Raw genomic sequence first — 26,697 nt, 5'->3', positions numbered from 1 at the left:
CGAAGCGAAATTCAGGGTATGCCAATTCGAGATATAACCCAAGAGTGCCAACGGCACGATCAGTAATCAATCAGTTAACCATTTGTGAGAAATTTTCTGCTTCTCCAAAAGCTGGACTTGGTACATTCCTTTGATCTTCTTCATCCTCCTTAATTTGGGTTGTCACCAATGCTATTTTTCTTATTTTTTCCATTGTTTATGAGCCTTAAATATTTTTCAACTACAATAGCTGTCGATACTTTACCAGCCGATACTGACTTTAAGTTATGCACTCTTACATTCCCCTGATCATCTCCACCACCTGAGCGATATGTTTAGCCTGATAGAAGTTGTCGTGTTCGATTTCATACTGGATCATCTCATGCTCCCAAGTAATATGAAATGGAATATGGATAGCATGGCCCCCAAGTTCTAAGACGGGCAGTACATCTGATTTCAGACTATTTCCCATCATCAGAAATTCATCAGGATCCACATCCAGATGTCGGATAAGCTTCGCAAAATCAGCTTGCTTTTTCTCACTCATGATCTCAATGTGATGGAAATAATGATCCAAACCTGACTTCTTCAGCTTTTTCTCCTGATCTACCAAATCTCCCTTGGTTGCCATTACCAGGCGATAATCATTGTGCAATTCCGCCAATACTTCCTCCACTCCCGGTAATATTTCTATTGGTTTTTCCATCATATCATACCCGATTTCCAATATTTTGTCGATAAATGTAACGGGTATTTTATGGTCAGAAATCCGCAATGCAGTCTGGATCATTGATAGTATAAAGCCTTTGATGCCGTAACCGTACAAGCCCAGATTCTCAATTTCCGTCAGGTAAAGTTCTTTGATGCTGCTATGCCTAGGCATAAATGCTTCCACCAAACTTGCAAATTTCTCCTCCGCTTCGCGAAAAAATGGTTCATTCACCCACAAGGTATCGTCAGCATCAAAGGCTATTACTTTTATCATTTTTTTTAAATTAGAAAATTGGAAGATTGGGGAATTCAGCTGTCAGACTCAGCCAAATCGTCATTCGATAGCTATCTGATGCGTGTACCCAAGCAATCAGGATTAATTATAACTAGATTGCTTCGGTCATACCTTACTCGCAATGACGTTTATCTATTGAAATGGTTTCCATATCAGACTGTGCCTGGCAGTGACGCTCCACATTTGACATACAACTTCTTACATTTAATTACTCAACTTCATTCTGCCCACTGAATTCTGCTTACTGAAGACTGCCTTCTGTTCACTGCCCAACTGTTTTCATCCAATCCAACAACACATCTCTCCATCCATCAACAGGCCCTTTTCCCAAACCAAACCCAAACCCATGCCCGCCTTTAGGATAGATATGAAGAGAAGCAGGTACTTTGTTCGCGTTTAGGGCTTTGTAATAAAGAAAACTGTTTTCAATCGGTACCCCACCGTCATCTTGGGCATGAACCAAGAAGGTTTGGGGAGTTTCTGGAGTTACATTCAATTCGCCGGAGAAGCGATCAATCAATTCTTGGCTGGCATTTTCGCCGATTAGATTTTTTCTGGAACCTGAATGCGCACTTGCATCTCTGAATGAAATCACTGGATATACTAAAATTGAGAAATCAGGACGGGCAGAAAGCGCATCGATTGCGTCTTTAGGTCTATCTACTTCATGTGCATACTGCGTGCTGACGGTAGAAGCCAAATGCCCTCCAGCTGAGAAGCCCATTACGCCAATTTTACTTGGATCAATTTTCCATTCTTCCGCATGATGTCTGGCTAGACGAACAGCACGTTGTGCATCGAGGAGCGGAACTTCCTTCGCATCTGTTAGCGATTTAGAATCCGGAAGTCTGTATTTCACGACAATTCCTACGATACCTAGTGTATTCAGCCACTTTGCAAAGTCTCTACCTTCCCAGTCATAAGCTAGAATATGATATCCTCCTCCCGGGAAGATTACGACGGCTTGGCCTGTACGTATTTGTTTGCTTGGGAGAAAAACTTCGATCTGAGGAATCTGTACATTTTCTATCCTGATAATCCCTTCTTCCACAGCTTTTTCCTCTAGGCCCATATCTTTCTGAAGTGGAGGAGTGCCTTCCCAAAGAGGAAGAATGATTTCTTGAGCATTGACGAGGATGCTGGTCATGATTAGACTGAGTACTAGAAGTATTTTTTTCATCTGTTTATATTTTCTTTTCAAAGTTCATATTGCCTATTCCTAACTTGATTCGGGAGAATCTCGCCTGAAAGATAATCATCCCACTGTGTGACATTTAGAGTTTTGCCCGATTTCATAAGGTTTATTTTAGGCATTGAAATCAAAAATCTTGTCCATTAACTGCCAGCGCCAATTGTCTGGAGTTCCGGGTAAATTGGTTTGGTATTGACCGAGGAAAGCTTCCCATTCCTGTACTTTCTCGTTGGCATTGTCCAAGGCAGCTTTCTTCTCGAAGGTAAAGTTTTCATCCCCAACTAGTATCATGCTTAGTCTTTGACGCCAGCGATAGATACTCATCTGCAAAATCCCAGAATCATAAAGACTTTGGATGATGGCTGGGTGAACTGCCTTATGACATTCCACATAAGCCAAAATTGCTTCCTGGTCATCTTTGAGATCGCAGATCAATACAAAGGTTTGGGGTTTCATATTTCTTACTATTATTAAGATTTTCTCAACCAATTTAAGTCTTCAGAAAATTATTAGGATCGAAAATCCATAGGCACATTGAATTCTGGGTTACTCCGGTCATCGGTCTTCCAACCCGTTGACCAAAGAGAATTCGCTTACTGGCAGAAAAGCGTACATACAGAATTCATTTTTCAAAATCTTAAGTCCAATAGTTATTTTGATCTCTCAATCTCTCATTCTCCCAATCTTCTCATTTCCATTTTTTTTCACCCGAAGACTAAATAATAACACCATCGTAAAACAAGCTAGTGGCAGAATGAAGGAGAAATTTACTTCTGATACACCCAAAATCAATGTGTCATCATACCCAATTCCACCGATGTCCATTATCATTCCTTGCAGTGTAGGCATTATCGCACCACCCACAATCGCCATCACCAGGTACGCAGCCGCAAACTTGGAGTCTTCCCCCAAGCCATCCAAGGCGATTCCGTAAATGGTCGGAAACATAAGTGACATGGCAAATGATATTGCTACCAATGAGTAAAGTCCGGTCATACCCGGTAGGAAAATAGCTCCCGCAGTGAATACAATGGCGAGAACGGAAAAAATGCTAAGCAACTTAGTAGGGGAGATAAAGCGAAGTAAAAAAGTACATATCCATCGCCCTAGCAGAAAGACAATCAATGCAGCGTAACCATAGTTCACAGCATCAGCATTGGAAATCCCAAGCACTTCAGCGTACTGGTATATATAGGTCCAAACCATGATTTGCGCTCCTACATAGAACATCTGTGCAAGCGTGCCTTCTACGAAGTTTCGGTTTTTCAACAAGCGACCCATGGTAGCTTTGAATTCCACCTTTCCATTCTCTTTGCTTTCAGGCATTTTCACCATGGCGATGACTACAAGGATTCCAATCACTACCAGACCAAGCATCACATACGGATTTCGAATTACCATAAGGTCGGCAGTACGGATTACGGCTTTTGCAGACTCATCAAGTGAGGAGAAAATGATATTCCCATCAGCGTCAGTAGCATTCGATTGAAGTGCATTTAGGATAAATTGTTTTGCGACAAAAAGACCTGCCAATGCTCCCATAGGGTTAAATGCCTGAGCGAGGTTTAGACGCTGAGTTGCAGTAGCTTCAGGCCCCATGGACAAGATGTAGGGATTGGCAGTGGTTTCCAAAAAAGCTAATCCGAACGTCAAGATATAAAGGGAGGCAAGGAAAAAGCCATAACTCTCCCAAGCTGCCGCCGGATAAAATAGCATAGCTCCGAAGCCATACAATCCCAAGCCAAGTAATATTCCAGTTTTGTATGAATACTTTTTGATGAAAAAAGCGGCAGGCAAGGCCATGGTGAAGTAGCCTCCGTAAAAGGCCATCTGCACCCAGGAAGCTTGCGTATTATTCAATTCGAGTACTCGCTTAAATGCTGCTACCATGGGATTGGTAATGTCATTTGCGAAGCCCCAGAGTGCAAAAAGGGAGGTAATGAGAATAAAGGGAAGGATTAATTCCTTTGGGACTAATGCAGGTTTTTGGGTCATGGGTAGGATTATAAAGCTCGGTCAAGATGGGTGTATCCACCATCTACAAATAGATGCTGTCCGGTGATGTGTGCGGCCTTATCGGAAAGTAAGAATATAGCCATAGCAGCAATTTCTTCTGGTGTCGTCATGCGTTTGCCCAATGGGATTTTGGCAGTGATCTCAGCAAGCCTCTGTTCGGGATTTGGAAATGTTTTGATCCAGTTTTCGTAAAGCGGAGTATATACTTCAGCTGGAATTATTGCATTTACGGTGATTTGGTAGGGTAGAAGCTCCACAGCCCATTCACGGGTAAGCGAAAGTTGGGCGCCTTTTGCAGCAGTGTATCCAGATGTTCCTCCTTGGCCTGTAACGGCCGTTTTACTGCTGATATTGATGATGCTTCCTTTGGATAGTTTTAAATGTGGCAAAGCATAATGTGCCAAGTGATAGTAGTGATTCAGGTTTTTAGCCACCGACTTCTCAAATGCTTCAGGACTTCCGTTTTCCAAACCAACACTGTCATTTGCTCCGGCATTATTGACTAATCCATCTATCCTCCCGTATTTTTCTAGCGTAAGTTTGACTGCTTTTTCCGAATCTATAGCTTCAAAAAGTCGGATAGGGATCTGAAAAGATTCGCCTAATGTGAGAATGGCAGCACCTTCTTTTTCACTGGGGTCAATCATCACAGGAATAGCTCCTTCTTCTATCAATCCTCTGGAAATCGCGCCTCCAATTCCTTTGGCTCCGCCAGAAATCAGGATGACTTTATTGGTTAGGTTTAGGTTCATTTTATAACAGTTTCTTTTGACTATTTTTAACTTAAATGCTACCAACTCAATTGTCGTGACAGTGGTGCGACAAGTTGATAATCTGGAAAAACATCGGCAAACTGCATCATTCTTCGAAGATTTTTTTCCTGAAAGGAATTGCCATACGCATTTGCTAATTGTGTTGCTACTTGAGGGACAACCTCTTTTCCGTATTCAGCACGCTGGTTTTCGAGAAAATGCTTGTTTATCTTATAACCAATTTGCCAATAAACTAAAGTAAGCGTGCTGTTTACATGCGAGACAATTTGCCTTTTTCCCTGCTCTATAATGTTTGCCAAATCTTGAATTAATAGATCGTTGTCTTTCATATGGTTGCAGATTTTGACAATAAGCTAATGTCAGTTGACTAAATAATCCCGTAAAACTCCGCCGCTGTATTTCCCATAATTGCTTCTTTCTCCGTTTTGGAAAGTCTATCCGTGAATCGCTCGATTATTTCCAGCACTTGCTCGTACTCTCCAGCAATCTTACATACAGGCCAGTCGCTGCCAAACATCAATCGCTTCGGCCCGAAAAGCTCAAGCGCTACGTCAAGATAAATTTGGAGGTCTATAGCTTTCCACTTCTTCCAGTCGGCTTCGGTGATCATTCCAGATACTTTGCAGGAAATATAATCACGCTCTGCAAGTGGAGCCATCTCTTTTTTCCATTGTCTCCAAATACCCAATTTGATGTTCGGCTTGGCGATATGGTCTATCACAAATGGTTGCTCAGGAGCTTTTTTTACAAAATGTAAGGCTGCCTCCAATTGATTGTGAAAAATCAGAATATCATAAGTGTAGCCGCGCTTTCCGATTTTCTTAATCCCACGGATAAACTCCTTTCGCAGCATGTAATCCACATTTTTTGACTGCAAAATTTCTCGATAGCCTTTTAGCTTTTTATGCGAAGCAAACTGATCCAAATCCTTATCCAAGTCATCGCTGCCCAAATCTGCCCAGCCAACGACGGCTTTGATCTGCTCGTATTCTTCTGCTAAATCCAACAGAAAGGCAGTTTCGCGAAAGCTTTCGTCAGCCTGAACTGCCACGCAGCCATCGATCTCGTGTTCCTTTAAAATTGGAATCAAATCATCAGGAAGGAAATTTTGCTGGATCACTTTCATTTCGTCAGTGATCCAGGAGTGTTTTTCAGGATTGTATTTCCAAAAGTGCTGGTGCGCGTCCAGTCTCATGCTTCTGGATCGTTCATAGCTACTTGCTTTGCTTCGCCAAGTCCTTCGATTCCCAGCTCCACCACGTCGCCTTCTTTGAGATAAGTAGGAGGTTTCAAACCCAACCCAACACCGGCAGGAGTTCCGGTGGAAATCACATCACCAGGTAGTAGAGTCATGTACTGACTTAAGTGCTCGATCAATTCAGGGATGTTGAAAACCAAATCGGATGTATTGCTGTCTTGAAGCATTTTGCCGTTTAGTTTCAGCCAAAGTCTCAGGTTGTGTGGATCTTTGATTTCGGTTTTGGTGACCAAAATTGGCCCAAGAGGAGCGAAGTTATCAGCACTTTTACCTTTGACCCATTGGCCACCGTGATGCAATTGGAAATCACGCTCGCTTACATCATTGTGTACACAATAGCCCGCCACATACTCCATCGCATTTTCCTTGCTTACATATTTTGCCCGCTTGCCGATTACCACTGCCAATTCTACTTCCCAGTCAGTTTTGACAGAATTCTTTGGAATCAAAATAGGATCAAAAGGTCCGCAAAGTGAAGAAGTTGCCTTCATAAAAATAATGGGAACCTCAGGCACCGCCATACCAGATTCTAAAGCATGTTTGCGATAATTCAACCCTATACAAATGATTTTGGATGGCCTGGCTATTGGAGAACCAAGTCTGGAGTCAGCCGGAATTTCGTTTAAATTCTTCTGATTGGCGTGCAGCCACTCTTCTAGCCTTGCAATTCCGTTGTTGGTGAAAAATTCTTCGTTCCAGTCTTCCTTGAAGCTGGAGCAGTCTAGGTATTTGCCTGATTCGCTTTGAATTCCTGGTTGTTCTTTTCCGGCTGCGCCAAATCGTATAAGTTTCATTTTTATGTATTAAGTGTTAGTGATTAGAGAAAAGAGATTGGAGATTGGAGAATAGAGAATAGAATCAATTGTATTAATAGATGTCATCGACTTCGCTCAGACTGAATCCCCGATCCAATCAGATTCATCAATACCTCGTGATTTCACAACATCGGTCATACGTCATCCGACATCGGCCAACTTTGTCCTCACATTTTCAACCCCAAGAATCCCCCGTCAATCGGGATATTGGTTCCTGTCATAAAGCTGCCGGTATCTGCACTGACGAAATAAGCTAGTTCCGCGATTTCTTTAGGAGTAGCCATTCTGCCAATCGGCTGCGTAGCGGCTAGTTTTTCAAACATTTCCTTCTCCTGCCCGGGATAGTTTTTTGCCAAAAAACCATCCACAAATGGTGTGTGAACTCGACCGGGAGACAAGCAATTGCAACGAATACCGTCTGCGACATAATCCCTGGCCACGCTCAGTGTCATGGAAAGTGCAGCGCCCTTGGTCATGCTATAAGCAAATCGGTCTGGAATACCGATAGACGCTGCCACGGAAGCCATATTGAGAATGGACCCACCGCCGTTTTCTTTGAGTTTTGGAAGCGCCGCTTTGATGCAGTTGAACATGCCTTTCACATTCACCTGAAAAACTCGGTCGAAGTCTTCAGAGGAAGTAGTTTCCACTTTTCCTATATGAGAGACGCCGGCATTGTTGATGAGGGTATCTATTTTTCCGGGAATGGATTGTATGAGTGATTCGGTCACTTCTGGATCGGCAACGCTTCCGCAAAGAAAAGTCACGTCAAAGCCTTTTTCCCGCTCAGCCTGCGCTACTTTTTCTCCTATCTCAGGACTGATATCCATAAAGTAAACTTTTGATTTTTTGGCAGCAAAAAGCTGAACCATGGCGAGTCCAATTCCGGAAGCTCCACCTGTAATCAGTACTGTTTTATTTTCCATAATTAAAGCAAAACGGAAGGTAGCACCTGTATTTTTTAGTGCCAAAGAATTTTGTGTGGATTACAGTTTAACTGTTTCACCGGTTTTCACAGATTCGTCACAGGCAAAAGCAATTTTCAAACTGTTCAAAGCATCTTCTAAATGCTCATTCAGATTGATATTTTCTTGGATTGCTTTGAGGAAATACTGCTGCTCACGATTGCAGAGTTCCTGATGATCCGGTTCGTCTGTCAGATCTATCCATTGATCAGGCTTAGTAAACTTATTATTAGCATCAATCTCAGCATGATGAACTCGTATGGATTCGGTTTTGGTGTGAGAATCCACATTATCCGATTGTCCGCTTGCGCCGGCATTCTTTGCTGTGATAGATACTGAGCCTTTTGGCCCAAAAACATCCTTTACAAAAAACGCGGTCTCACTTACCATTGGGCCCCATCCAGCTTCATACCAGCCTACAGAGCCATCTTCGAAACGAATCTGAAGTTGGCCGTAATTGTAATTATCTACAGAAATATCCTCGGTGAGTCTAGCGCCAATCGCTGAAACTGAAACTGGCTTGGATCTGGTCATCTGGCACATGACGTCAATGTAATGCACTCCGCAATCGACGATAGGGCTGAGGCTTTTCATGAGATTACGATGGACATCCCACATATAACCCTGACTTTGTTGATTGAGATTCATGCGCATCACCAGCGGTTTACCGAGCTTTTCGGCTTCCTCTATAAATCGAATCCAGGATGGATGATGTCTCAAAATATAGCCTACGACTACTTTCTTGTTTACTTCTTTCGCTTTTGCAATAATCCGCTCGCACCCGACAATGGTATCTGCCAGAGGTTTTTCTATGAAGATATGACATCCTGCTTCCAGGGCTTTTATTGCAAATTCTTCATGGGTATCAGGGTAAGTTGAAATGCAAACCGCATCAGGTTTAAATTGGGTTAAGGCATCTTCGAGATCAGAAAAAAGCGGATAATTAGCCTGAAGTTTATCGTTTAGTTTGCTTTTGGAATCACCTCTGGAAACCAGTCCACAGATTTCGAATTCAGGGAAATTATGGTAAGCGGTGGCATGGGCAATGCCCATATTTCCACAGCCAACTACAAGGATTTTGATTGGGTTAGATTTACTCATTGACATGGTTGGGTTTTAGGATCATTTTATGGATTTATGGATAGATTCTCCATCTGGGTGACAGGGATTTCGATTATCTTTACCGATAAGGTTACTGGCTTGATAGGTTGGTCTTTGCTGTCTCTTTTCACTCGGACGATTTGCTCCACCACACTCATACCTTTGATCACATGACCAAAAATCGTGTAATCTCCATCGAGTCTAGGTATTCCTTCTGGGTTTTGGACAATGTAAAACTGACATCTGGCAGATAATTTGTTTGGATTATCATCTCGGCCAGCGCCCACTGCTCCATAGACATGCTTCAACTCTGGGACAAATTCGGGTTTTAGAAGATACTCAGGATCAGTGAACCCTTCCTCAGTATCAGGGCAGCCACCTTGAGCTACAAAGTTTGGAATGACTCGATTGAACGTCAGGGAATCCCAATAGCCAGCATTTGCCAGTTCTATAAAGCTTTCTTTGTGCTTTGGAGTGCGATCATCGAGTCTAATGAGGATTTCTCCGTAGGGTGTGATGATTTGACCTACAGGAATTGTATTAATAGTAGATTGTGCAAAAGATTTGCCTGCCAGGGAAAAAAATAAGATGATCGACAAAAAACTGTTTATCGAAAGCAATCTAGATGTTTTACAGTCTCGTATGTAGTTTTTCTCAAGGAAAGTATTTGGCATTTCGTTTGGAAAGGAAGTTGAAATAGAGATTGTTTGCATCAGTAAAATTAAAAGTAGTAAAATGAATCAAATATCTTCTTTAAACGAAAATGAATTAGATAGACTTTTGGCACTTAGTAATCTCGGAATCGATTACTATGAGCCAAAGCAAGGCCTGGATTTTCTTACAGAGCTTGCGGCGAAGGTTTCTGGTACAGAAATCTCGCTGGTAAATTTAATCGATACGTTTACTCAATGGAGCGTTTCCTCATATGGTGTTGAAATCAGGCAAACGCCAAGAGAAGAATCAGTTTGTCAATATACCATTCATGCTAGTCCCGATGAAGGACTTGAAGTAGAGGACTTAAGGACCGATGAGCGTTTTAAGGACATGATTTATGTAAAAGGCTCTCCAAATCTTCGGTACTATATGGGTCTTCCTTTAACCTCTGCTGAAGGTTATAATTTTGGAACTTTGTGTGTGATGGATAGTAATCTGATACATCTTTCTGATGATGCTAAGGAAATCTTGAAACTGATTGCTAAGCAGATTGTGGATCGATTACAGGTAAATAGCCTTGTGGCCCACCTTAAAAATAAACTTAATGAATCTGAATTGAGTCAAAAAAAATTGGCACATGACATTCGAGGGCCAATAGGAGGAATAATCGGCCTTTCAGATTTAATTCTGGACGAAGATGATCTTACAGATCGAAACGAAATACTGGAATATGCAGAAATGATCAAGCATAGCAGTTTGTCATTGCTTGATTTGTCCAAAGAAATTCTGTCAAAGGAATCTGATGGGAAATCAAATCGAATCCGTGATCTGAAGGAGGGTGAAACAAATCTGGTCAAACTAAAAGAGACAATTGTAAGACTTTTGGCGCCTCAGACAACGGTAAAGCAAATCAGATTTGACGTGAGCCTAGTGGATGAAAATAAATTCGAGTCTTTTTCTAAACTTTATGTGTTACAGATTTTGGGGAATCTTCTTTCAAATTCTATCAAATTCACCAATCCAGGCGGTTACATTTCGGTTTTAATGAATTTGAAGCGTCGTGAGTTAGATTTGATTTTAGAGCTAATCGTTGAAGATAATGGAACGGGGATGACAGCTTCTAAAATCAATGAAATCTTAAAAGAAGGCACATCTACCCATAAAGGAACCGACGGAGAGGTTGGGTTTGGATTGGGACTGAATCTAGTGAGATTACTTGTCAATCAGCAGGAAGGAACCATAGAGATTGACTCGGAAGTAGGGTCTGGCACAAAGTTTAGAATTGAGATGAAGGTGAATTAATTTGCAGCGCAGCTTTTTGGTTGTTCACTGGATTGGCATACATCGCCAAAAAACTTTTGATCAAAAATTCATTTTTGGTATTCACCTTTTCATTCATTCTTTTTTCAAATGATTTTTTCTCTTCAGCAGAATAGAAACCAATATATTCCTCATCTCCATAGAGTAGGTCATGGGCGATGTAATTGCTCGGCCAAAGCTTGTAACCAGCCCAGATCTTTTGATCAATGGTTTCGGCAAGTTTACTCAGTTTGTCAGGTTGACTAAGTTCCATTGCCGAGATTTCTCGGATTTCCTTGTCCAAAATACCATTTACCTGAAGATGAATTCTCTTTTTGGTGCCGATGATTCCTCTAAGGAGATTTAGGAAGTCTTCATTTTCACCTTTGACGTACTTTTCATCCCGTGACTTGGCTAGCCACTCGGGCATCTTCAAGACATCTGTGGGATCATATTCGTAAGAGATGGAGATAGGAACTATCTTAATTTTCTCAAAATACATAAATGGGTCTTGTCGTTCTTCAGAAAGAGAGAGCATTTTCAGAACTCCACGATGGGTCGCGTCATTACCATCTTTTGTCCGTCCTTCTCGCTGGGCTGTCCACACGGATCTATTTTCAGAGATAAGTGACTTTTTAATGTATGCCGATGCCATTTGTGAACTTTCTAAAAGTGCTCTTCCTTGAAGACCTCGCTTAATTGCAAAGTTCCTGTTAAGTCTGGAAAGTGTATGCAAAAAGGGCTTTTGGATCAAATTATCTCCGATAGCAGAGGTGGTGAGTACCAAGCCATTTTCGTAAAGACAGGCATTCAGCAAGGAGGTGTCCAGAATAATGTCTCGATGATTTGAAATAAAGAGGTAGGCAGTATTGGATTCCAGCTGGTCAAAACCACCTGTACTCAATCCTTCGGAGCTTTTTTCCAAGACTTTTTGTATCCCAGGATAGATAAAGTTGACTTGAAAGTCTCTCAGTGAATGCGTGTGAACCATCAGATCTTTCCAATGCTCCTTAGTATCAGAAGGAAATGTGAAACTCATCATTGCCTCCAGCATGGGATCATCTATGATCTTGCGGATAGCAGCATTGGCTTCTGCATCATATAAAGGCCTGATTGAATCAAATTGCGACATAATTATATTTAGGGTGGTCTGCAAAAAGCAAATTTTAGCTTAGAATTCTAAGTTAATTTACAAAGATCAAAGTTAATAAATGGTTAGACTAACGAGCGAGGTACTGATCGATGAAGAGTAAATGAAACGGAAGAGCTTCTGTCCAGTACTCCCAAGTATGGGCTCCGGGACGCTCGGTATAATCGTGAGGGGTGCCATTTTTCAGGAGCATTTGATGCATTTGTCTGTTAGTTTCGAGTAAGAAGTCATCGACACCACAGTCCATTAGCAGAGCGATTCCATTTTCCATCATTTTATCCACTAATCCCACAGCGGTGTAAGTACTGAAAGGCGCATCAAAGACAAGGTCATCACCGAGCATTGATTTTTGCTGAGTTTGTCTGAGTTTGCTGAATTCTGCAGGAACTTTCCATAAGCGGGTATCGATGTTCATCACCCCACTCATACTAGTGGCAGCAATGAACAGGTCAGGATGTTTAGCACTTAGCATGATAGAGCCATGTCCGCCCATAGAAAGGCCAGTGATCGCTCTGGATTCTTTTTTGGCTAAAGTTCGGTAAGTACTGTCAATGTGGGGGATTAATTCTGCGGTGATGTAAGTCTCATATTGTACTGAATCCATCACAGGACTATCGAAATAATAACTGGATGGCCCAACTCCAGGAGTGACAATAATCAAGTTGTATTCCTCTGCCATACGGTTTACAAGACCGGGTTCGGTCACCTTTTGATGCCAATCACTAAAAGCCCCACTTCCGCCATGAAGCAGATAAAGCGTAGCAAATTGCTTGCTGCCGTCATAGGTAGAAGGAGTAGTGACAGCAGCTTTCAACCTTTTATCCATCACTTTGCTATAGATTTCTATGGTATCAACTTTGGCTTGCGCAAAAAGTAAGCTTGGGATAAAGAATAATAGAATCAGAAATTTTTTCATGGGATGGTTAGTTGGGTGTGGTGAAGAGGCAAAATAGAGATTTATCGCAAAGAAAATCAGGGGTCTTTGTATAGTTAAAAAAAAACCTCCCGAATTATCGGGAGGTTTTGGTGCGGATAGAGGGGCTCGAACCCCATGCCTCACGGCGCTAGATCCTAAGTCTAGTGCGTCTACCAATTTCGCCACATCCGCAGCTGTTTTCTATTGGGATGCAATGTTACCAATTCTCGGATTGAAATAATATTAATTACCATGTTAATGTGCCAGAAACATAGTTATAGCTGCGGAACCTGTTCATTTTCAACCGATTTATTTTTGAGGCTTATCTTGGATCAACACCTTTCTTAAAATTTCTATTTGATTATACGGAATCTTGCCAGTAGAAAATTTGTAGGATCGAAGGTCCAAAGACACATTGAATTCAGGTTGACTTTGGTCATCGGTCTTCCAACCCGTTGACCAAAGAGAATTCGCTTACTGGCAGAAAAGCGTTCATGCAGAAATTTCTAAATATTTCTCATCGTCCTCTGAACTTTTGAGAGTGTATTGTGATTGAACGTTCATTCAGTCATTAAATCAATGCTAATCTGTTAGATAAAAAGAAGGGTATTATTCAAAGCGCACTCGATTTGATTCAAGAGCACGGCTTTCATGGTTGTCCTGTGAGTATGGTTGCCAAAAATGCCGGAGTAGCTGCAGGTACGATCTATACTTATTTTGAAAATAAGGACGATTTGATCATAGGAATCTATGAATATGTAGGCGAGGAAATTAAAAAATATGTCTCAGAACGGGATGATAATTCACTATCCTTTAAGGATAGATATTATAATTATTGGAAAAATTTAACCGATTTTTATGAGCTAAAACCCTCTATTCATGGTTTTTATGATCAGTTTTTAAATTCTCCTTACAATTCTGAGGAGATGCAAAATAAACCCAATTCCTGGCATGATTTCGCCAATGCTTTTTTCGAAGAAGGGATTAGGCGGGGAGAAATTAAAGAATTAAACCCTATTGTGCTTTCCATTCTTGTGAATACAAATGTGAATTCGATCGTTCGCATAAAGAAGAATTTCAAGAAGAAACTTGCCAGAAATAACATGGAACTGGATGAGATATCCCATTTGATATGGGCTGGTATCAAAGCAGATTAGCCCAAATGCCTTTTTCAAACTAAAATTAATTATTACACAGATGTTCAAAAAACGTTTACTGTTGTTCGGCTTGAGTATTTTGCTCTTATCAAAAGTCGCCTATAGTCAGGAAGAAAGTGGTGTGCCCCAAGAAGTATTGACTTTGGATCAGGTGATCGAATATGCATTAATCCAGAGTCCGATCATCAGGCAGGCACAGATCGATCAGGAGATAGGAGATCGTGATATCAAATCAAATTTGGCAGATTGGTATCCTCAGATCACTGCCTCTGCGGCGGGAGCCTATAATATCAAACTACAGCAGCAGATCATCGGGGATCAGCTGATCACTTTTGGTCAGCCTTACAATTCGAATGTTTTGCTTCAGGCGGATCAGACCTTGTTCAATCGAGATCAGCTTTTCGCTTCCAAGTCTTCAAAATATTACCGTCAACAGCTTCAGCAGGTGATAGAAGATGCCAAGATCAATACTGTGGTGGATGTGAGTAAAGCTTTTTACTCAATTCTTTTATCCGAAGAGCAAATAAAAATCCTCGATCAAAACCTTGATCGTCTGGAGAAGCAATACAAAGATGCATACAGCCGATTTGATGCTGGTTTGGTGGACAAGACCGATTACCAGCGCGCCTCGATTGCACTTACTAATGTGAAAAGTGATCGGAATAGAGTTGAAAATTCGTTTGGTGCAAAGTACGACTACCTGAAGCAATTGATGGGATATCCAGATAGTCTGGATTTCATAGTGGAGTTTGACGTACAAGATGCAGAAGGCAAAATCGCTGAAGATGCGGCAGATCCATTGATGCTGGAAAATCGCGTGGAATATCAACTGTTGCAAACTCAGCAAACTATCAATGAAATCCAGACGGATTACGAAAAATGGAATTACCTGCCTCAACTATCTGCTTTCTACCGATACAATTGGAATTATTTCAGTCCGGAGTTTTCCAATTTATATAATGTCGCATATCCGTTGTCAGTAGTAGGGCTCAATTTGTCGATTCCTATTTTTCAGGGAGGAAAGCGAATTCACCAAATAAAATCGGCCGAATTGCAGGTGGATCGGGGAGTTATCGAAATCGAAAATCTCAGTAATCAAATCAAAACAGAATATTCTACAGCTTTGGCAGACTACAACAGCAGTGTCTATGAATGGCAACTGATCAGAGAAAATATGGAGATGGCCGAAGAAGTCTATGATATCATCAAGCTGCAATATGATGAGGGAATCAAAGCTTACGTGGAATTAGTCGTAGCAGAAACCGATCTTCAAACTGCCCAAATAAATCATGTCAATGCATTCTACCAGGTTTTGGAAGACAAGATTGACTTGCAAAGAGCATTAGGAATCCTCAATTAATCAGAATCTCTTAAATTTTATACCAAATGAAATCACGCATGTCACAAGCGACATATAGAGGGATTTCCCGATAACTATCGGGATAACCATGCGAGATTCCATATGACCATTGATAAACACCAAAAAACATATGAAATTATCATACAAACTTGCAGCTTTTTCGGCTCTGATTTTAGCAGGGTTTTCTTGCGGGCAAAAGGAGCAGGCGGGACAGCAAGCTCCTCCGCCTACAGCAGTCACTACTTATACGTTGGTGAAAAAATCAGTGACTGGCCTTGACGAATACCCAGCAACTCTAGTTCCGCTAAATGAAGTCGAGATTCGCCCTCAAATAGGTGGATATATTACAAACATCTATGTCAAAGACGGTCAGGAAGTAAAGAAAGGGCAGAAGCTCTACGAAATCGACCGGAGCAAATACGCAGCTTCTCGACAGCAGGCACAAGCATTGGTACAAAGTGCAGAAGCCAATTTGGCAAGATTTGAAAAAGACTATGATCGCTATCAGAGATTGGATGAACAAGAGGCTATCGCTAAGCAGACCTTAGATTACGCACAGACTGAAGTGCTCAATGCCAAAGCGCAGCTCAGCTCCGCAAAAGCTCAATACGAATCAGCTTCTACAGATTATAATTATTCTGTGCTGGTTGCTCCATTTGACGGAACAGTCGGTATTTCTCAAGTAAGACAGGGAACCCAAGTTTCTCCAGGTCAGCCTGTACTGAATACCTTATCCTCAAACGATCCTATGTCTTTGAATTTCGTGATCAATGAGAGCGAGATTCCTAGATTCACCAAGATGCTGAAAGCAGAAGAAACGCCTGATTCATTGTTTAGAATCAAATTCAGTGATGGCAGTATTTATCCCTTCAATGGCAAATTCACTACGATAGATCGAGCCGTAGGAAGACAGTCTGGTACTATTGATCTACGTGTGCAGTTCCCAAATCCGGATCGCGATCTTATTGCCGGAATGACTGTGAATCTGATGGTGCTCAATGAGGACATTGGAGAACAAGTGGTGATACCTTACCGAGCTGTGACTGAGCAGATGGGTGAATACTTTGTGTATGTAGTGCAGGCGGATAATACGGTGAAGCAGCAAAATGTGATCCTAGGCACTCAGATAGGAGAGGGTATCGTAGTGAGAAGCGGAGTGCAAGAAGGAACCAAAATCGTGGTGAATGGCATCCAGAAGCTACGTGAAGGAGCTCAGATCACCGAGCAGACGGTAGCCAAATAAATCGTTTTTTTTAATAAGACTTGATTAATTACTAATGATATCAGACGTATTTATAAAACGGCCAGTAACCGCAATGGTGATTTCGATCGTCATCGTGCTGGTCGGTGTTTTAGCAATTTTAAATCTCCCGGTCACACAATATCCTGACATCACACCTCCGGTAGTTTCGGTGTCGGCCAACTATACGGGTGCGGATGCAAGGACGGTGGAGCAGACAGTAGCTACACCCATAGAAACCCAAGTGAACGGTACGCCGGGGATGGCTTATATTTCCTCAAATAACACCAGTACCGGTCAGATGCAGATGAATGTCACCTTTGAAGTAGGGACGGATATTAACATTGCTACGCTCGATGTGCAAAACAGGGTTTCCATCGCTGAGCCCTCTCTTCCAGAGGCTGTTCGTCGACTGGGTGTGACCGTGAGAAAAAGAAATCCATCCATTATGATGGTGTTGAGTATCACTTCCCCTGAAGGATCTCATGACAGTAAATTTCTTTCCAACTATGCCAATATCTTTATCAAAGATGCGCTACTTCGTGTAAACGGGGTCGGTGATATCACAGCAATCGGTCAGGATTTCAGTATGCGTATTTGGCTGAAGCCTGATAAACTGGCTCAATACGGTATTTCTGCAAGAGAAGTAACTTCTGCCATTCAGGAGCAAAACCTACAGGTAGCAGCGGGAAAAGTAGGAAGCATGCCGCAGTTCGATACGCAGGTTTTTGAATATCCAATTACCGTAAATGGACGTCTGGAAAGTTCCGAAGAGTTTGAAGACATCATCCTGAGAACAAATCCTCAGGATGGTTCCTTAGTTTACCTGAAAGATGTGGCCAGAATCGAATTGGGCCAATTTGACTACAGCAGATATTCCACGCTGGATGGCGAGGAAGCAGCGATTTTGCTGCTTTACCAAGCTCCGGGAAGTAATGCGCTGGAAACAGCAGAGGGCGTATATGCGGCTTTGGAAGAGTTGCAAAAGAACTTCCCTACAGATATGACTTATACAGTTCCTTTTGAGTCTGTATCTGTGGTAGAAGTGTCGATCAATGAAGTCATGAACACATTCGTGGAGGCATTGATTCTGGTGATCATTGTAGTGTTCTTATTCTTGCAGAGTTGGAGAGCGACATTGGTTCCTGTTCTTGCGATCCCAGTTTCCATCATTGGTACTTTTATTTTCTTTCCCTTACTCGGATTTACGATCAATACACTGACGCTCTTCGGGTTCGTGTTGGCGATAGGTATTGTGGTGGATGACGCCATCGTGGTAGTGGAGGCAGTGCAGCATTACATTGATTCCAGGAAGATCTCTGCGAAAGAAGCCACGCGCTTGGCGATGAAGGACATCACCGCTCCGGTAATTGCGATTGCATTGATTTTGGCAGCGGTATTTATTCCGGTAGGATTTATTCCTGGAATCGTAGGAAGAATGTACCAGCAGTTTGCAATTACGATTGCAATCTCTGTATTGATTTCGGCATTTGTAGCCTTGAGCTTGACTCCGGCTTTGTGTGTTCTTTTGCTTAAACCATCTGAGGTAAATGAAAATGGAAAAGGGCTAAATAAGTTCTTCTACAAGTTCAATGGGTGGTTTGAAAGAACTACTGCCAGCTATACCAATGGTGTAAGAAATAGTATCAAAAGAGCTCCACTTGTCCTGATTTTACTCGTGTGTATTTTTGCAGGAACTTATGGCCTTTTCCAAACTAAGCCAACAGGCTTCTTGCCTACAGAAGATGAGGGAAGACTTTTTGTGACGCTTCAGTTGCCTGAAGGGGCTTCAAGTAACAGAACGCAGGCTGTGATGCAGAAAATGAACGATATTTTGGAAGAGACTGAAGGGATCAATCACGTCACTGGCATCGGTGGATTGAACGTGATCAACTTCTCGTTCAAACCAAATGCAGCAACTTTCTTCGTGCAGATGGATCCGTGGGACGAAAGAAAAGACCCTTCTCTGCAGCTCGGCGGAATGCTTGAAACATTGGATCATAAGTTTGCTTCTATTACTGAAGGAAATATCGTGGTGGTTCCGCCGCCGGCAATTCCAGGTTTGGGTAGCACAGGCGGTTTCAGTTTTATGCTGGAGCAGCGATCTGCAGCTGGTGATATCAAAGAATTTGAAGGAGTTATGGAACAATTCGTGGCCGCTGTAAATCAACGCCCTGAAATCGCGATGGCCTATAGCTTTTTTACTGCCAAAACTCCCGGCTACCATGTGACGGTGGACAGAGAAAAAGCCAAGAAATTAGGTGTTCCGTTGACCGAGATCTTTACAACCATGTCAAATTACATGGGGAGTACCTATGTCAATGACTTCACCAAATACGGCAGAAACTTCCGAGTAGTGGCTCAAGCGGATACATCTTACCGAGCTGGAATTGATAATTTGGAGCAGTATTATGTCATGAGCAGTGGAGGAGAATCAGTGCCATTGAGTGCATTGATCAGTTATGAGGTGGTGGAAAATGCACCGGTGATTTCTCACTATAATTTGTTCCGCTCCGCAGAAATCAATGGAAATGCGGCACCTGGCTACAGTAGTGGTCAAGCGCTGGCTGCTTTGGAAGAAGTGGCAGCAGAAGTATTGCCTGCAGGTTATGGGTATGATTTCTCTGCCTTGAGTAGAGAAGAGCTTTCTTCGGGAAATGCGACGATTTTAATCTTTACACTGGCAATTGTACTGGTTTCCTTGCTTTTGGCAGCCTTGTATGAAAGCTGGTCTGTGCCATTCTCAGTGTTGCTGGCATTGCCATTGGGAGCATTTGGAGCGATCATCGCACTTCATTTCCTGCCAAAGTTGGATAATAACATCTATGCCCAGATTGGTCTGATTACTCTGATAGGTTTGGCTGCGAAAAATGCTATTCTGATTGTGGAATTTGCCAAAGAGCGTGTGGATGTAGGGATGCCACTGATTCAGGCAACTCTCGAAGCGGTGAAATTAAGACTTCGCCCGATTATCATGACTTCCCTGGCTTTTATTCTCGGTGTTGTTCCTTTGGCTATTTCCAGTGGCGCAGGTGCTGTGGCGAGACAGACTATTGGTGTCACTGTGATCGGAGGGATGCTTGCAGCGACCTTTTTGGCGATCTTCTTTGTACCAGTCCTGTATGTGGTGATTACTAAAATCGCGTATGGTAAAAAAGGATTGGCAGAGCTAGAAGCCAACTATAATCCGAATGAGCATGAGAATCATTAAGCAAATTATTTCTTAGCTAAAATTCAAACACCCCCAGAAAGCGATGAGATGTTTGATGGGGGTGTTTTTTTGTGAAATTCATTTTACATTTTACCACAGAGTTCGCGGAGGGTAACGCGGAGGTCGCAAGTTATAGTTATCCTGTTTTTTTTAGAAGTTGGATATAGTTTGGATAGCGCTTAATTCGGGAAGGAAAAATGGAGATTGGAATTGGAAACCCTAGGATAAAGCTTCGAGATTGCATTCGTAAAGTTTTCAGTACTCGAAAAACTGAAGCTTGGCTAATTAAAAATCATGTCGTCCAATGATTCGGATGATTTCCGGTAAATCGTTTGACTTCAGCTTGAAATAGATCGTATCAGCTCCGCATACACAGTATCGATATGATTCCCGTACATGTGAAGCCTGAGGAAATTGTTAGGGATTCTTGCCAAGCTTGGAATGGTAACAACGATCTCAATAACCTTTTTCATCCCGGTTAATTCTGATTCTTTTGATATAAACAGAAAAGCTTTTGTTATTTTACGGAATCTTGCCGGTAGAAAATTTATAGGATCAAAAATTCAAAGACACCTTGAATTCTGGTTGACTTCGGTCTTCGGTCATCGGTCTTCTAACCCAATATATCTCCGTTATCAAGACGTATTTGCTGTGCACAATATTACAATCCGCCGCTAAGCCAGATATTTCCGCTTTCAGTTTTAATTATGTCTTCATCATCCTTAGTACAAGACACTATAGCCAAAAGTATGAGTCCGAAGAAAATATTTTTTTTCATAGGATTTCTGTTCTTTAAGATTTCGCAAAGTTCAGTAAGGACTTGTAATTGCCCTTATCTGCTTTCTTGACTGCTTTCAAATAAAAAGTCAGCTTATAACCTGACAAATAGCTTTTAAATGTAAGGTTATAGCTTGACGAAAGTGCTGCCTATCATTTTATTATCTCAGTTCTCCGCTACAAGGCAAACTATGCTATTACCCGATGGATTTCGTCTAGATCATCTAGATGGGAGTATAAGTGTCATGACCTTGCATAACACTATCCAGTTGCCATTCTACCTTTTGATTATTGCTTTTCCTATAAATATGAATAAAGAAGAAATCACTATAAAAATAAGTACTAAAACCACCGAATTTGTAAGGACTGCTGTCATGCCCAATTTTGTCACATCAACAAATGGGTACGGATAGAAATTAGAAAAGCTTCCCCTAATTAAGATATAGGCTAGGTAGGTAATAGGGTAAATAGCCCATTTCAATAGTTGCGAATAGTTAACTGACTTGGTTTTTTCATACTTCGCCCAGAATATAATAACTAGAATTGGGATAATGGAATGCAGTAATTCATCTACCACCATTTGCAGTCCTTGGGGTTGCCAAACGTGTCTTAAGGCAACCTGATAGACTATACCAACCATGAAAATGTAAATCGTAATAGCAGTCAGAATTCCTGGTTTGTTAATTGAATTGGATTCCTGATTTTTAATGAAAGCTATGCAGGTAAAATAGATGGCAACCAGCGTGTTAGTTAATATCGTGAAAAACTAAAAAATCTAATTATCGCTTCAGGTATAGGAGCGACATGGTTTTCAAGCATAAGGATGAGTTGTGCTAAGACTGCAAACCATCCAACCAGAGCAAAAAATAGAGCTACGTTTTTCTTTATGATGTATCCTTGTTTAGGCTTACTTCCAAAAGTTTTGATTCTGTGCCTTCATCTTATCTCAATTAACATTTTTGAATCGATTCTAAGCGGCTTATTTTTTTCGACCGACGAAGTGTTCCATTGTCTTGTAAATCCCCATCACACTTCCCGCGAACCAATCAAAAGCATTCAATGACAAGAAGCCCTGGCCTATCCGAGTCAGTCGATAAATATATCCGGGTATAGTCAGCATTCTTGTGTTATTCTCGATGGCTTTTACAATCGTAAGAGCTGCTGCCTCCGGCTCGAGAATCGGGATCTTCGATTTCACGCCGTCAAACATGCCTGTATTGATGTAATAGGGCATGATGGTCGTGACATTTACATCCTTGTTCAGTTGCTTCATCTCCAATCGCAAGCTATCAGACCAACCAATTACCGCCCATTTGCTAGCAGCATATACCGACATTTTCGGATTTGAAATTAGTCCTCCAGAGGAAGCAATGCTACAGATATGACCAGAGTTCTGATTGATCATAGCTCCCAAAAATGCGCTAGTGACCAGCATTGGCCCATTCGCGTTGATTGCCATTGTTTTGGTAATATCTGCTGCCGAATGCTCATTGAAGTATTTGCCTACAACGATCCCCGCATTATTTATCAACACGTCAACTACGCCTATTTCCTGCCTCACTTTTATAGCGATTTCCTGTATCTGTTGAATATTCGATACATCGACTTGGTAGCCAAAAATAGCCTCTCCGTTAGTAAATTGAGAGATTGTTGCATCAATGGTTGTTTGATTGATATCCCAGATGATCACTTTGGCTTGGCGCTCTAGCATCAGACGAACCATTATTTTGCCAATACCAGATGCTCCACCCGTGATTAAAACTATTTTTCCTGCTAAATCTTTCATCTGTTTGTATGGTTGGGTGCGCTAAGCAAAAGATCTATTTTAATTGGTTTGAGTATTGGTGATTCAAAATATTTATCTGTTCTGCCAATAACTAAATAAAAGCATTTTAAAAACAAGCTCCCTTATAGAATTGAGGCTGCTTCGGTCTCCGATAACTATCGGGAGTTCTTCGGTCTTCCAGCCTTTAAAGCAAAAGTATATGGCTACTCGTATCTCTGGTAATAATCAAATCTCGTCAACAAATTTTTGAAAGACTTTTTTATGAAGTTCAAGATCCATAGTTGGAGAAAGTGATACACGGGCAATATAATCTTTGTCGCCTTCTTTAGTCGTCCCTTGAGTAGATGTAGCAGGTATCGTCCAATAACATCCTTTCAACTGCCCGTAGCTCACACAGTATTTGCTTTCATCGGGGATCTCAGTAATCATCATCTTGATTAACTTCAGATTACACGCTCTTTTATAGGCCTCTTTTTCTGCATCCGTGTTCCCTTTGGTAGGAAGGTCCAATGAAAATACAGATGGAGTAAATCCTTGTTCTGCCAATTCTTCTGACACAAAATTGATTTTTGCCGCTGGTAAGGTCTCGTGAATGAAGTTGACAAAGTCACGTGTATTCTCATAAGCGTCCATAATCCGTTGATTCATGGAAGGTAATTGCGTAGCTAATATTTCATACTGAAGATCAGTCGCTTCGTTGTCGCAAAGGTTTAGATGCATTTCTATTTTTCCCATCAACCCTTCTGCTTTATCATTTGCTACACAGTAGCCGGCAGTACATTGGCCGCCGCTCGGGAATTTGGATCCACTTGCATAAGATATGGCCTTAACCGTTGAGAGTGTTTTGCCTTCGCCTAAAAAGAGCACATTGGGACAAAAGGTTTGATCTAAAATAAAGACCGGAGCTATGGCAATTTCGCCATTGCTTGTTTGACGCACCTTACTTAAAACAGCCTTTAATTGCTGAAGATCTGGAACTTCAACTCTCGGATTTGTTGGGATTTCGGCGATGATATAAGGGATAGCATCTTCCTCCGCAATTTGAGCCAAAACGGTATCGATACTTTGCACCATATCATTATCACCATCAACCAGCAAATCCACCACTTCAACAGCATCAATGCAGGCAGCAACTCGTCTTGACTGGTCATTTGTGCCACCGTAGCAATTTGGTGGAACGATGAATTTGATCGCTTTGCCTTTATGATTTTCCAGCGCATCATGGACAAGCCCCATCATAATCGCATACTGAATAGAAAGTCCACTGGAAGCAACTAGTGGCGTTGTGTTGGTGCCAGTAATAGTTTTAATCGAATCGATAACACTTGATTTGTCTGCCTCATCCCGATAGCTATCGGGATAGTTTTGTGGCGTATCAGAAAAAGGGGTGCCTATAAGCGATTTCAAAGCCAGAAGACAATTGGCTGGCGTCATTGCAATGGTCTCTCTTCTGCGTACATGCTGAATTTCTGAGATGTAGGGTTCATTTTCACCACCATTCACTACTAAAATACTTCCGAGGTGAGCGTGGAGATTGACGAAGAAATCAATTCCGCTTGTTAGATCAATAGCACCGAATTGCTCCTCGTGAGAAACAAATATGGTGCTTCCTTCAAATGCCGGAATCTTTTTTCCTTGCTCAACCTGCTGCAAATTAAATTTATAGCCGTAAATATTTTTAACTATTTCAGCATCAAAATACTCAGGTAAATCTCCTTTATAAATGATTTGGGTGTTTATATTCTCTAATAAATTCTTTCTTAAAACGGCTAAAATAGGAGTCGTTTTAGAGGAGAAACTTATTACGTTTTCTGAGGGTAGGTTAATTGACTTAGCGATTGCCCATTCCAGAATACAAGATAAAGGATGTCCTAATCGGATATAATCGTAAGCAGTTGGTAATTCATTGAGTGTCGATAGGGCCGAATTATTTTCATTGAATAAACTTTCAAACTGATCCAAGAATTGAGTTTTAGCCAATTTCTCATCATAAATATCTAGTCTATGCGTCGTTAGACCCAGCCAGTCAGGTGGCATATTTTCAATAACCTCTTTGATATAATTTGTCGCTTTATTGCTTTCCATAAATTGATCCTTTTGAGTCGATGGTTAGTCTTTCAATGAGTTATAACCTCCGTTGGTTCCTTGTCTGATGCACTTGTTTTGGAGTTTGACAAGAGTGTGGGTGTTAACTGTCTGAAAAATAATCAGATGTAGGTGTTTGTGTTAGGACTTATTAGGCTTTGGTTAATTGTTTGATTCGTTCTTCTTCAACATGAGGCGTGAAAATACATAAGAGAAAATGAGGAAGAACAGCCAGTCATTTGCGCCATAGATGGTGTAGAAGATTCCAGCCATGGTGTCTTCGGCATAGACTGCGGATAGGTCATTGTTCATTAGCCATTTGGTCCAAACGAAGCCATAGATGAATCTCTCGATTGAGAAAACAGCAATCAGCCACTTGGCCTTTGCAAAATCTTTCGCAACAGACAGGTAAGCAAGTCCCCAAACTAGGATCATTAAAAGTCCGAAAGATGACAATACAACTGGATCAAATTCGGGAATAGTTGAATTGGTAAAAAATCTCGAAAAGATTAAAACCCCGCCGATATTCATCGTTCCAGCAGCAATGAAACCGTAAGTGATTGTTTTGCTTTTAATCTTCATGTCTAATCTCCAGTAAATTTTACCAAAACTAGGTAGAATAGCTTTGTTTAGGGTAGAGAACTAGTTCCTATTATTCTGTGGTATTTCATGACAGGGTGACGCGGGCATTTCCTTTACAACGAACAAAAGGAGAGAAGAGCTTAATGCCAGCGAAATTCTGTAACCTTCAATGGGTCTATATCTTTAAACTCATCAAAATCTTTGTTCTTGTTATTTTCCCACCAGTCAAAGTAGGATTGAGCTATCGAAGCACGAACCTGATCACTTTGCTCTATCCATCCAAAATCTGCTTTATTCTCTACCACTGGATTTTGAGAAGGAAAAGTACCAATCAAATATTCACTGGCTACGGCACGAGCTCGGATTGATTCGATAGTCCATAAGACATACATTCCTAAGGTACATTCTGAAAGCATATAGGAAGAAATCATATTTATTGGAAAGTCTTTTATCAGCTGACTTTCATTTCTATAGGCTAGAAGCGCAGGAATGTCCTTATAGGTGAAGTTTGGCAATTCAGAATAATCATATTTACTTGCTTTTAGTAATTTGACATATCTGTCCACATTCATATTTGAGGGGGCAAACTCATTAGTATCACATCCCAAAAAACTTATGAGGAAGAGGCAGGCGATAAGGGTTTTTAGAGTTTTCATTTTTAAAAAATTTAGTGTCTTGTATTGTTCGCGTGTGACTTTGATACTACCAAATTAACGATTTCCTCAAAACGATCTAAAAAAAAGCCGACAATCAATTTGTCGGCTTTTTGGATAAGTTCTAGTACTAGTTGATTTCGCTCCTTAAGAGCTTACTAATATTTGATTTTCCTTATACCCAGCCCTTTAAGCTGGGCTAGGATATTTAGGGCTTTCAGCCCTTTTTTATCTGTTTAAATTACACAAGGTTGGCGAATGATTGGCTTCTAATAAGTACAATTGAATTCATTAATACATGTCAAAGCACTGCGCCCTCCGCGTTATCCTCTGCGCTCTCCGCGGTTAAACTTTTTCTTTTAACCCAGCCCTGTCGAGCTAGGCTAGGATATTTAGGGCGTTCAGCCCTTTTTTATCTGTTTAAATTACACAAGGTTGGCGAATGATTGGCTTCTAATAAGTACAATTGAATTCATTAATACATGTCAAAGCACTGCGCCCTCCGCGTTATCCTCTGCGCTCTCCGTGGTTAAACTTTTTCTTTTAACCCAGCCCTGTCGAGCTAGGATAAGATATTTAGGGCTTTCAGCTCTTTTATTAATTTCAATGGCACTAGACCAACATTCTAATTTCCTATGACGAGTATAAATGTTTACAGCAAAGCATGTCAAAGCACTGCGCCCCCCGCGTAATCCTCTGTGCTCTCCGCGGTTAAACTTTTC

The 26,697-nt window shown here is 41.4% G+C and carries 24 protein-coding genes and 1 tRNA gene; 5 read left to right on the top strand and 20 right to left on the bottom strand.

Annotated features, from left to right (window positions below; all coding sequences use genetic code 11):
- Positions 1–274: 274 nt before the first annotated feature.
- The 11 genes from BVH04_RS07990 to BVH04_RS07940 form a co-directional block, all read right to left on the bottom strand.
- Positions 275–964 carry an HAD family hydrolase gene (locus BVH04_RS07990; protein ID WP_086540950.1) on the bottom strand — a complete coding sequence of 230 codons (690 nt, stop codon included), beginning with the start codon at positions 962–964 and terminating at the stop codon, positions 275–277.
- Between the two features lie 283 nt (positions 965–1,247).
- Positions 1,248–2,165, bottom strand: coding sequence for an alpha/beta hydrolase (locus BVH04_RS07985; protein ID WP_086540949.1), 918 nt, complete (start codon positions 2,163–2,165; stop codon positions 1,248–1,250).
- Positions 2,166–2,291: 126 nt separating this feature from the next.
- Positions 2,292–2,633, bottom strand: a complete 342-nt coding sequence (locus BVH04_RS07980) for an L-rhamnose mutarotase (protein WP_086540953.1) — start codon at positions 2,631–2,633, stop codon at positions 2,292–2,294.
- A gap of 207 nt (positions 2,634–2,840) precedes the next feature.
- Positions 2,841–4,172, bottom strand: a complete 1,332-nt coding sequence (gene fucP / locus BVH04_RS07975; protein ID WP_086540948.1) for an L-fucose:H+ symporter permease — start codon at positions 4,170–4,172, stop codon at positions 2,841–2,843.
- A gap of 8 nt (positions 4,173–4,180) precedes the next feature.
- Positions 4,181–4,945, bottom strand: coding sequence for an L-fucose dehydrogenase (locus BVH04_RS07970; protein ID WP_086540947.1), 765 nt, complete (start codon positions 4,943–4,945; stop codon positions 4,181–4,183).
- Between the two features lie 38 nt (positions 4,946–4,983).
- Positions 4,984–5,295, bottom strand: a complete 312-nt coding sequence (locus tag BVH04_RS07965) for a DUF1016 N-terminal domain-containing protein (RefSeq protein WP_086540946.1) — start codon at positions 5,293–5,295, stop codon at positions 4,984–4,986.
- Between the two features lie 38 nt (positions 5,296–5,333).
- Positions 5,334–6,161 carry an amidohydrolase family protein gene (locus BVH04_RS07960; RefSeq protein ID WP_086540945.1) on the bottom strand — a complete coding sequence of 276 codons (828 nt, stop codon included), beginning with the start codon at positions 6,159–6,161 and terminating at the stop codon, positions 5,334–5,336.
- A complete protein-coding gene (locus tag BVH04_RS07955) occupies positions 6,158–7,018 on the bottom strand; it encodes a fumarylacetoacetate hydrolase family protein (protein ID WP_086540944.1) in 861 nt (286 codons plus the stop codon). The genes BVH04_RS07960 and BVH04_RS07955 overlap by 4 nt, the downstream gene beginning before the upstream one ends.
- A gap of 188 nt (positions 7,019–7,206) precedes the next feature.
- Complete coding sequence (locus BVH04_RS07950) at positions 7,207–7,965, bottom strand: SDR family NAD(P)-dependent oxidoreductase (protein WP_086540943.1); 759 nt, start codon at positions 7,963–7,965, stop codon at positions 7,207–7,209.
- Positions 7,966–8,025: 60 nt separating this feature from the next.
- Positions 8,026–9,105 carry a Gfo/Idh/MocA family protein gene (locus tag BVH04_RS07945; protein ID WP_086540952.1) on the bottom strand — a complete coding sequence of 360 codons (1,080 nt, stop codon included), beginning with the start codon at positions 9,103–9,105 and terminating at the stop codon, positions 8,026–8,028.
- A gap of 26 nt (positions 9,106–9,131) precedes the next feature.
- On the bottom strand, positions 9,132–9,704 hold the full coding sequence (locus BVH04_RS07940; protein ID WP_240510875.1) for a peptidylprolyl isomerase: 573 nt from the start codon (positions 9,702–9,704) through the stop codon (positions 9,132–9,134).
- Positions 9,705–9,840: 136 nt separating this feature from the next.
- On the opposite strand from BVH04_RS07940, the gene BVH04_RS07935 reads away from it, so the two are divergent.
- Positions 9,841–11,061 carry a GAF domain-containing sensor histidine kinase gene (locus tag BVH04_RS07935; RefSeq protein ID WP_086540942.1) on the top strand — a complete coding sequence of 407 codons (1,221 nt, stop codon included), beginning with the start codon at positions 9,841–9,843 and terminating at the stop codon, positions 11,059–11,061.
- On the opposite strand, the gene BVH04_RS07930 is transcribed toward BVH04_RS07935, so the two are convergent.
- The 3 genes from BVH04_RS07930 to BVH04_RS07920 all read right to left on the bottom strand — a co-directional run bounded on the left by BVH04_RS07930 (position 11,036) and on the right by BVH04_RS07920 (position 13,316).
- Positions 11,036–12,190, bottom strand: a complete 1,155-nt coding sequence (locus BVH04_RS07930) for a 1-acyl-sn-glycerol-3-phosphate acyltransferase (protein WP_086540941.1) — start codon at positions 12,188–12,190, stop codon at positions 11,036–11,038. The genes BVH04_RS07935 and BVH04_RS07930 overlap by 26 nt on opposite strands.
- 88 nt (positions 12,191–12,278) lie before the next feature.
- Positions 12,279–13,124 (bottom strand): alpha/beta hydrolase, encoded by an 846-nt coding sequence (locus BVH04_RS07925; RefSeq protein WP_086540940.1) that lies wholly within the window; start codon positions 13,122–13,124, stop codon positions 12,279–12,281.
- Positions 13,125–13,232: 108 nt separating this feature from the next.
- Positions 13,233–13,316, bottom strand: a tRNA-Leu gene (locus BVH04_RS07920).
- A 383-nt stretch (positions 13,317–13,699) separates the two neighbouring features.
- Between BVH04_RS07920 and BVH04_RS07915 the strand changes: the two genes are divergently transcribed.
- The 4 genes from BVH04_RS07915 to BVH04_RS07900 all read left to right on the top strand — a co-directional run bounded on the left by BVH04_RS07915 (position 13,700) and on the right by BVH04_RS07900 (position 20,092).
- Complete coding sequence (locus BVH04_RS07915; RefSeq protein WP_086540939.1) at positions 13,700–14,281, top strand: TetR/AcrR family transcriptional regulator; 582 nt, start codon at positions 13,700–13,702, stop codon at positions 14,279–14,281.
- A gap of 40 nt (positions 14,282–14,321) precedes the next feature.
- Positions 14,322–15,641, top strand: coding sequence for a TolC family protein (locus BVH04_RS07910; RefSeq protein ID WP_086540938.1), 1,320 nt, complete (start codon positions 14,322–14,324; stop codon positions 15,639–15,641).
- A 130-nt stretch (positions 15,642–15,771) separates the two neighbouring features.
- Positions 15,772–16,884, top strand: coding sequence for an efflux RND transporter periplasmic adaptor subunit (locus tag BVH04_RS07905; RefSeq protein ID WP_086540937.1), 1,113 nt, complete (start codon positions 15,772–15,774; stop codon positions 16,882–16,884).
- Between the two features lie 34 nt (positions 16,885–16,918).
- Positions 16,919–20,092: an efflux RND transporter permease subunit gene (locus tag BVH04_RS07900; RefSeq protein WP_086540936.1), complete on the top strand. Its 3,174-nt coding sequence runs from the start codon at positions 16,919–16,921 to the stop codon at positions 20,090–20,092.
- 1,054 nt (positions 20,093–21,146) lie between these two features.
- On the opposite strand, the gene BVH04_RS26600 is transcribed toward BVH04_RS07900, so the two are convergent.
- From BVH04_RS26600 to BVH04_RS25765, 6 genes are all read right to left on the bottom strand, one after another.
- Complete coding sequence (locus tag BVH04_RS26600; protein ID WP_205635818.1) at positions 21,147–21,626, bottom strand: Pr6Pr family membrane protein; 480 nt, start codon at positions 21,624–21,626, stop codon at positions 21,147–21,149.
- A gap of 222 nt (positions 21,627–21,848) precedes the next feature.
- The gene (locus BVH04_RS07890; protein WP_086540935.1) at positions 21,849–22,655 is read right to left on the bottom strand and encodes an SDR family oxidoreductase; all 807 of its coding nucleotides are present in this window, start codon (positions 22,653–22,655) and stop codon (positions 21,849–21,851) included.
- A gap of 225 nt (positions 22,656–22,880) precedes the next feature.
- Entirely contained in the window at positions 22,881–24,740 is a 1,860-nt protein-coding gene (locus BVH04_RS07885; RefSeq protein WP_086540934.1) for a PLP-dependent aminotransferase family protein, read from the bottom strand.
- Between the two features lie 162 nt (positions 24,741–24,902).
- Entirely contained in the window at positions 24,903–25,322 is a 420-nt protein-coding gene (locus BVH04_RS07880; protein ID WP_086540933.1) for a hypothetical protein, read from the bottom strand.
- Positions 25,323–25,462: 140 nt separating this feature from the next.
- A complete protein-coding gene (locus BVH04_RS07875; RefSeq protein ID WP_086540932.1) occupies positions 25,463–25,978 on the bottom strand; it encodes a DUF4943 family protein in 516 nt (171 codons plus the stop codon).
- A gap of 482 nt (positions 25,979–26,460) precedes the next feature.
- A partial coding sequence (locus BVH04_RS25765) for a hypothetical protein (RefSeq protein ID WP_205635817.1) occupies positions 26,461–26,697 on the bottom strand: 237 nt, incomplete at its 5' end.

Origin of the sequence: Algoriphagus antarcticus, from assembly GCF_002150685.1 — a bacterium.
In the GTDB taxonomy this organism is placed as follows: Bacteria; Bacteroidota; Bacteroidia; order Cytophagales; family Cyclobacteriaceae; genus Algoriphagus; species Algoriphagus antarcticus.
The sequence above is the reverse complement of the archived record's forward strand: the minus strand, read 5'-3'. Positions and strand labels throughout refer to the sequence as shown.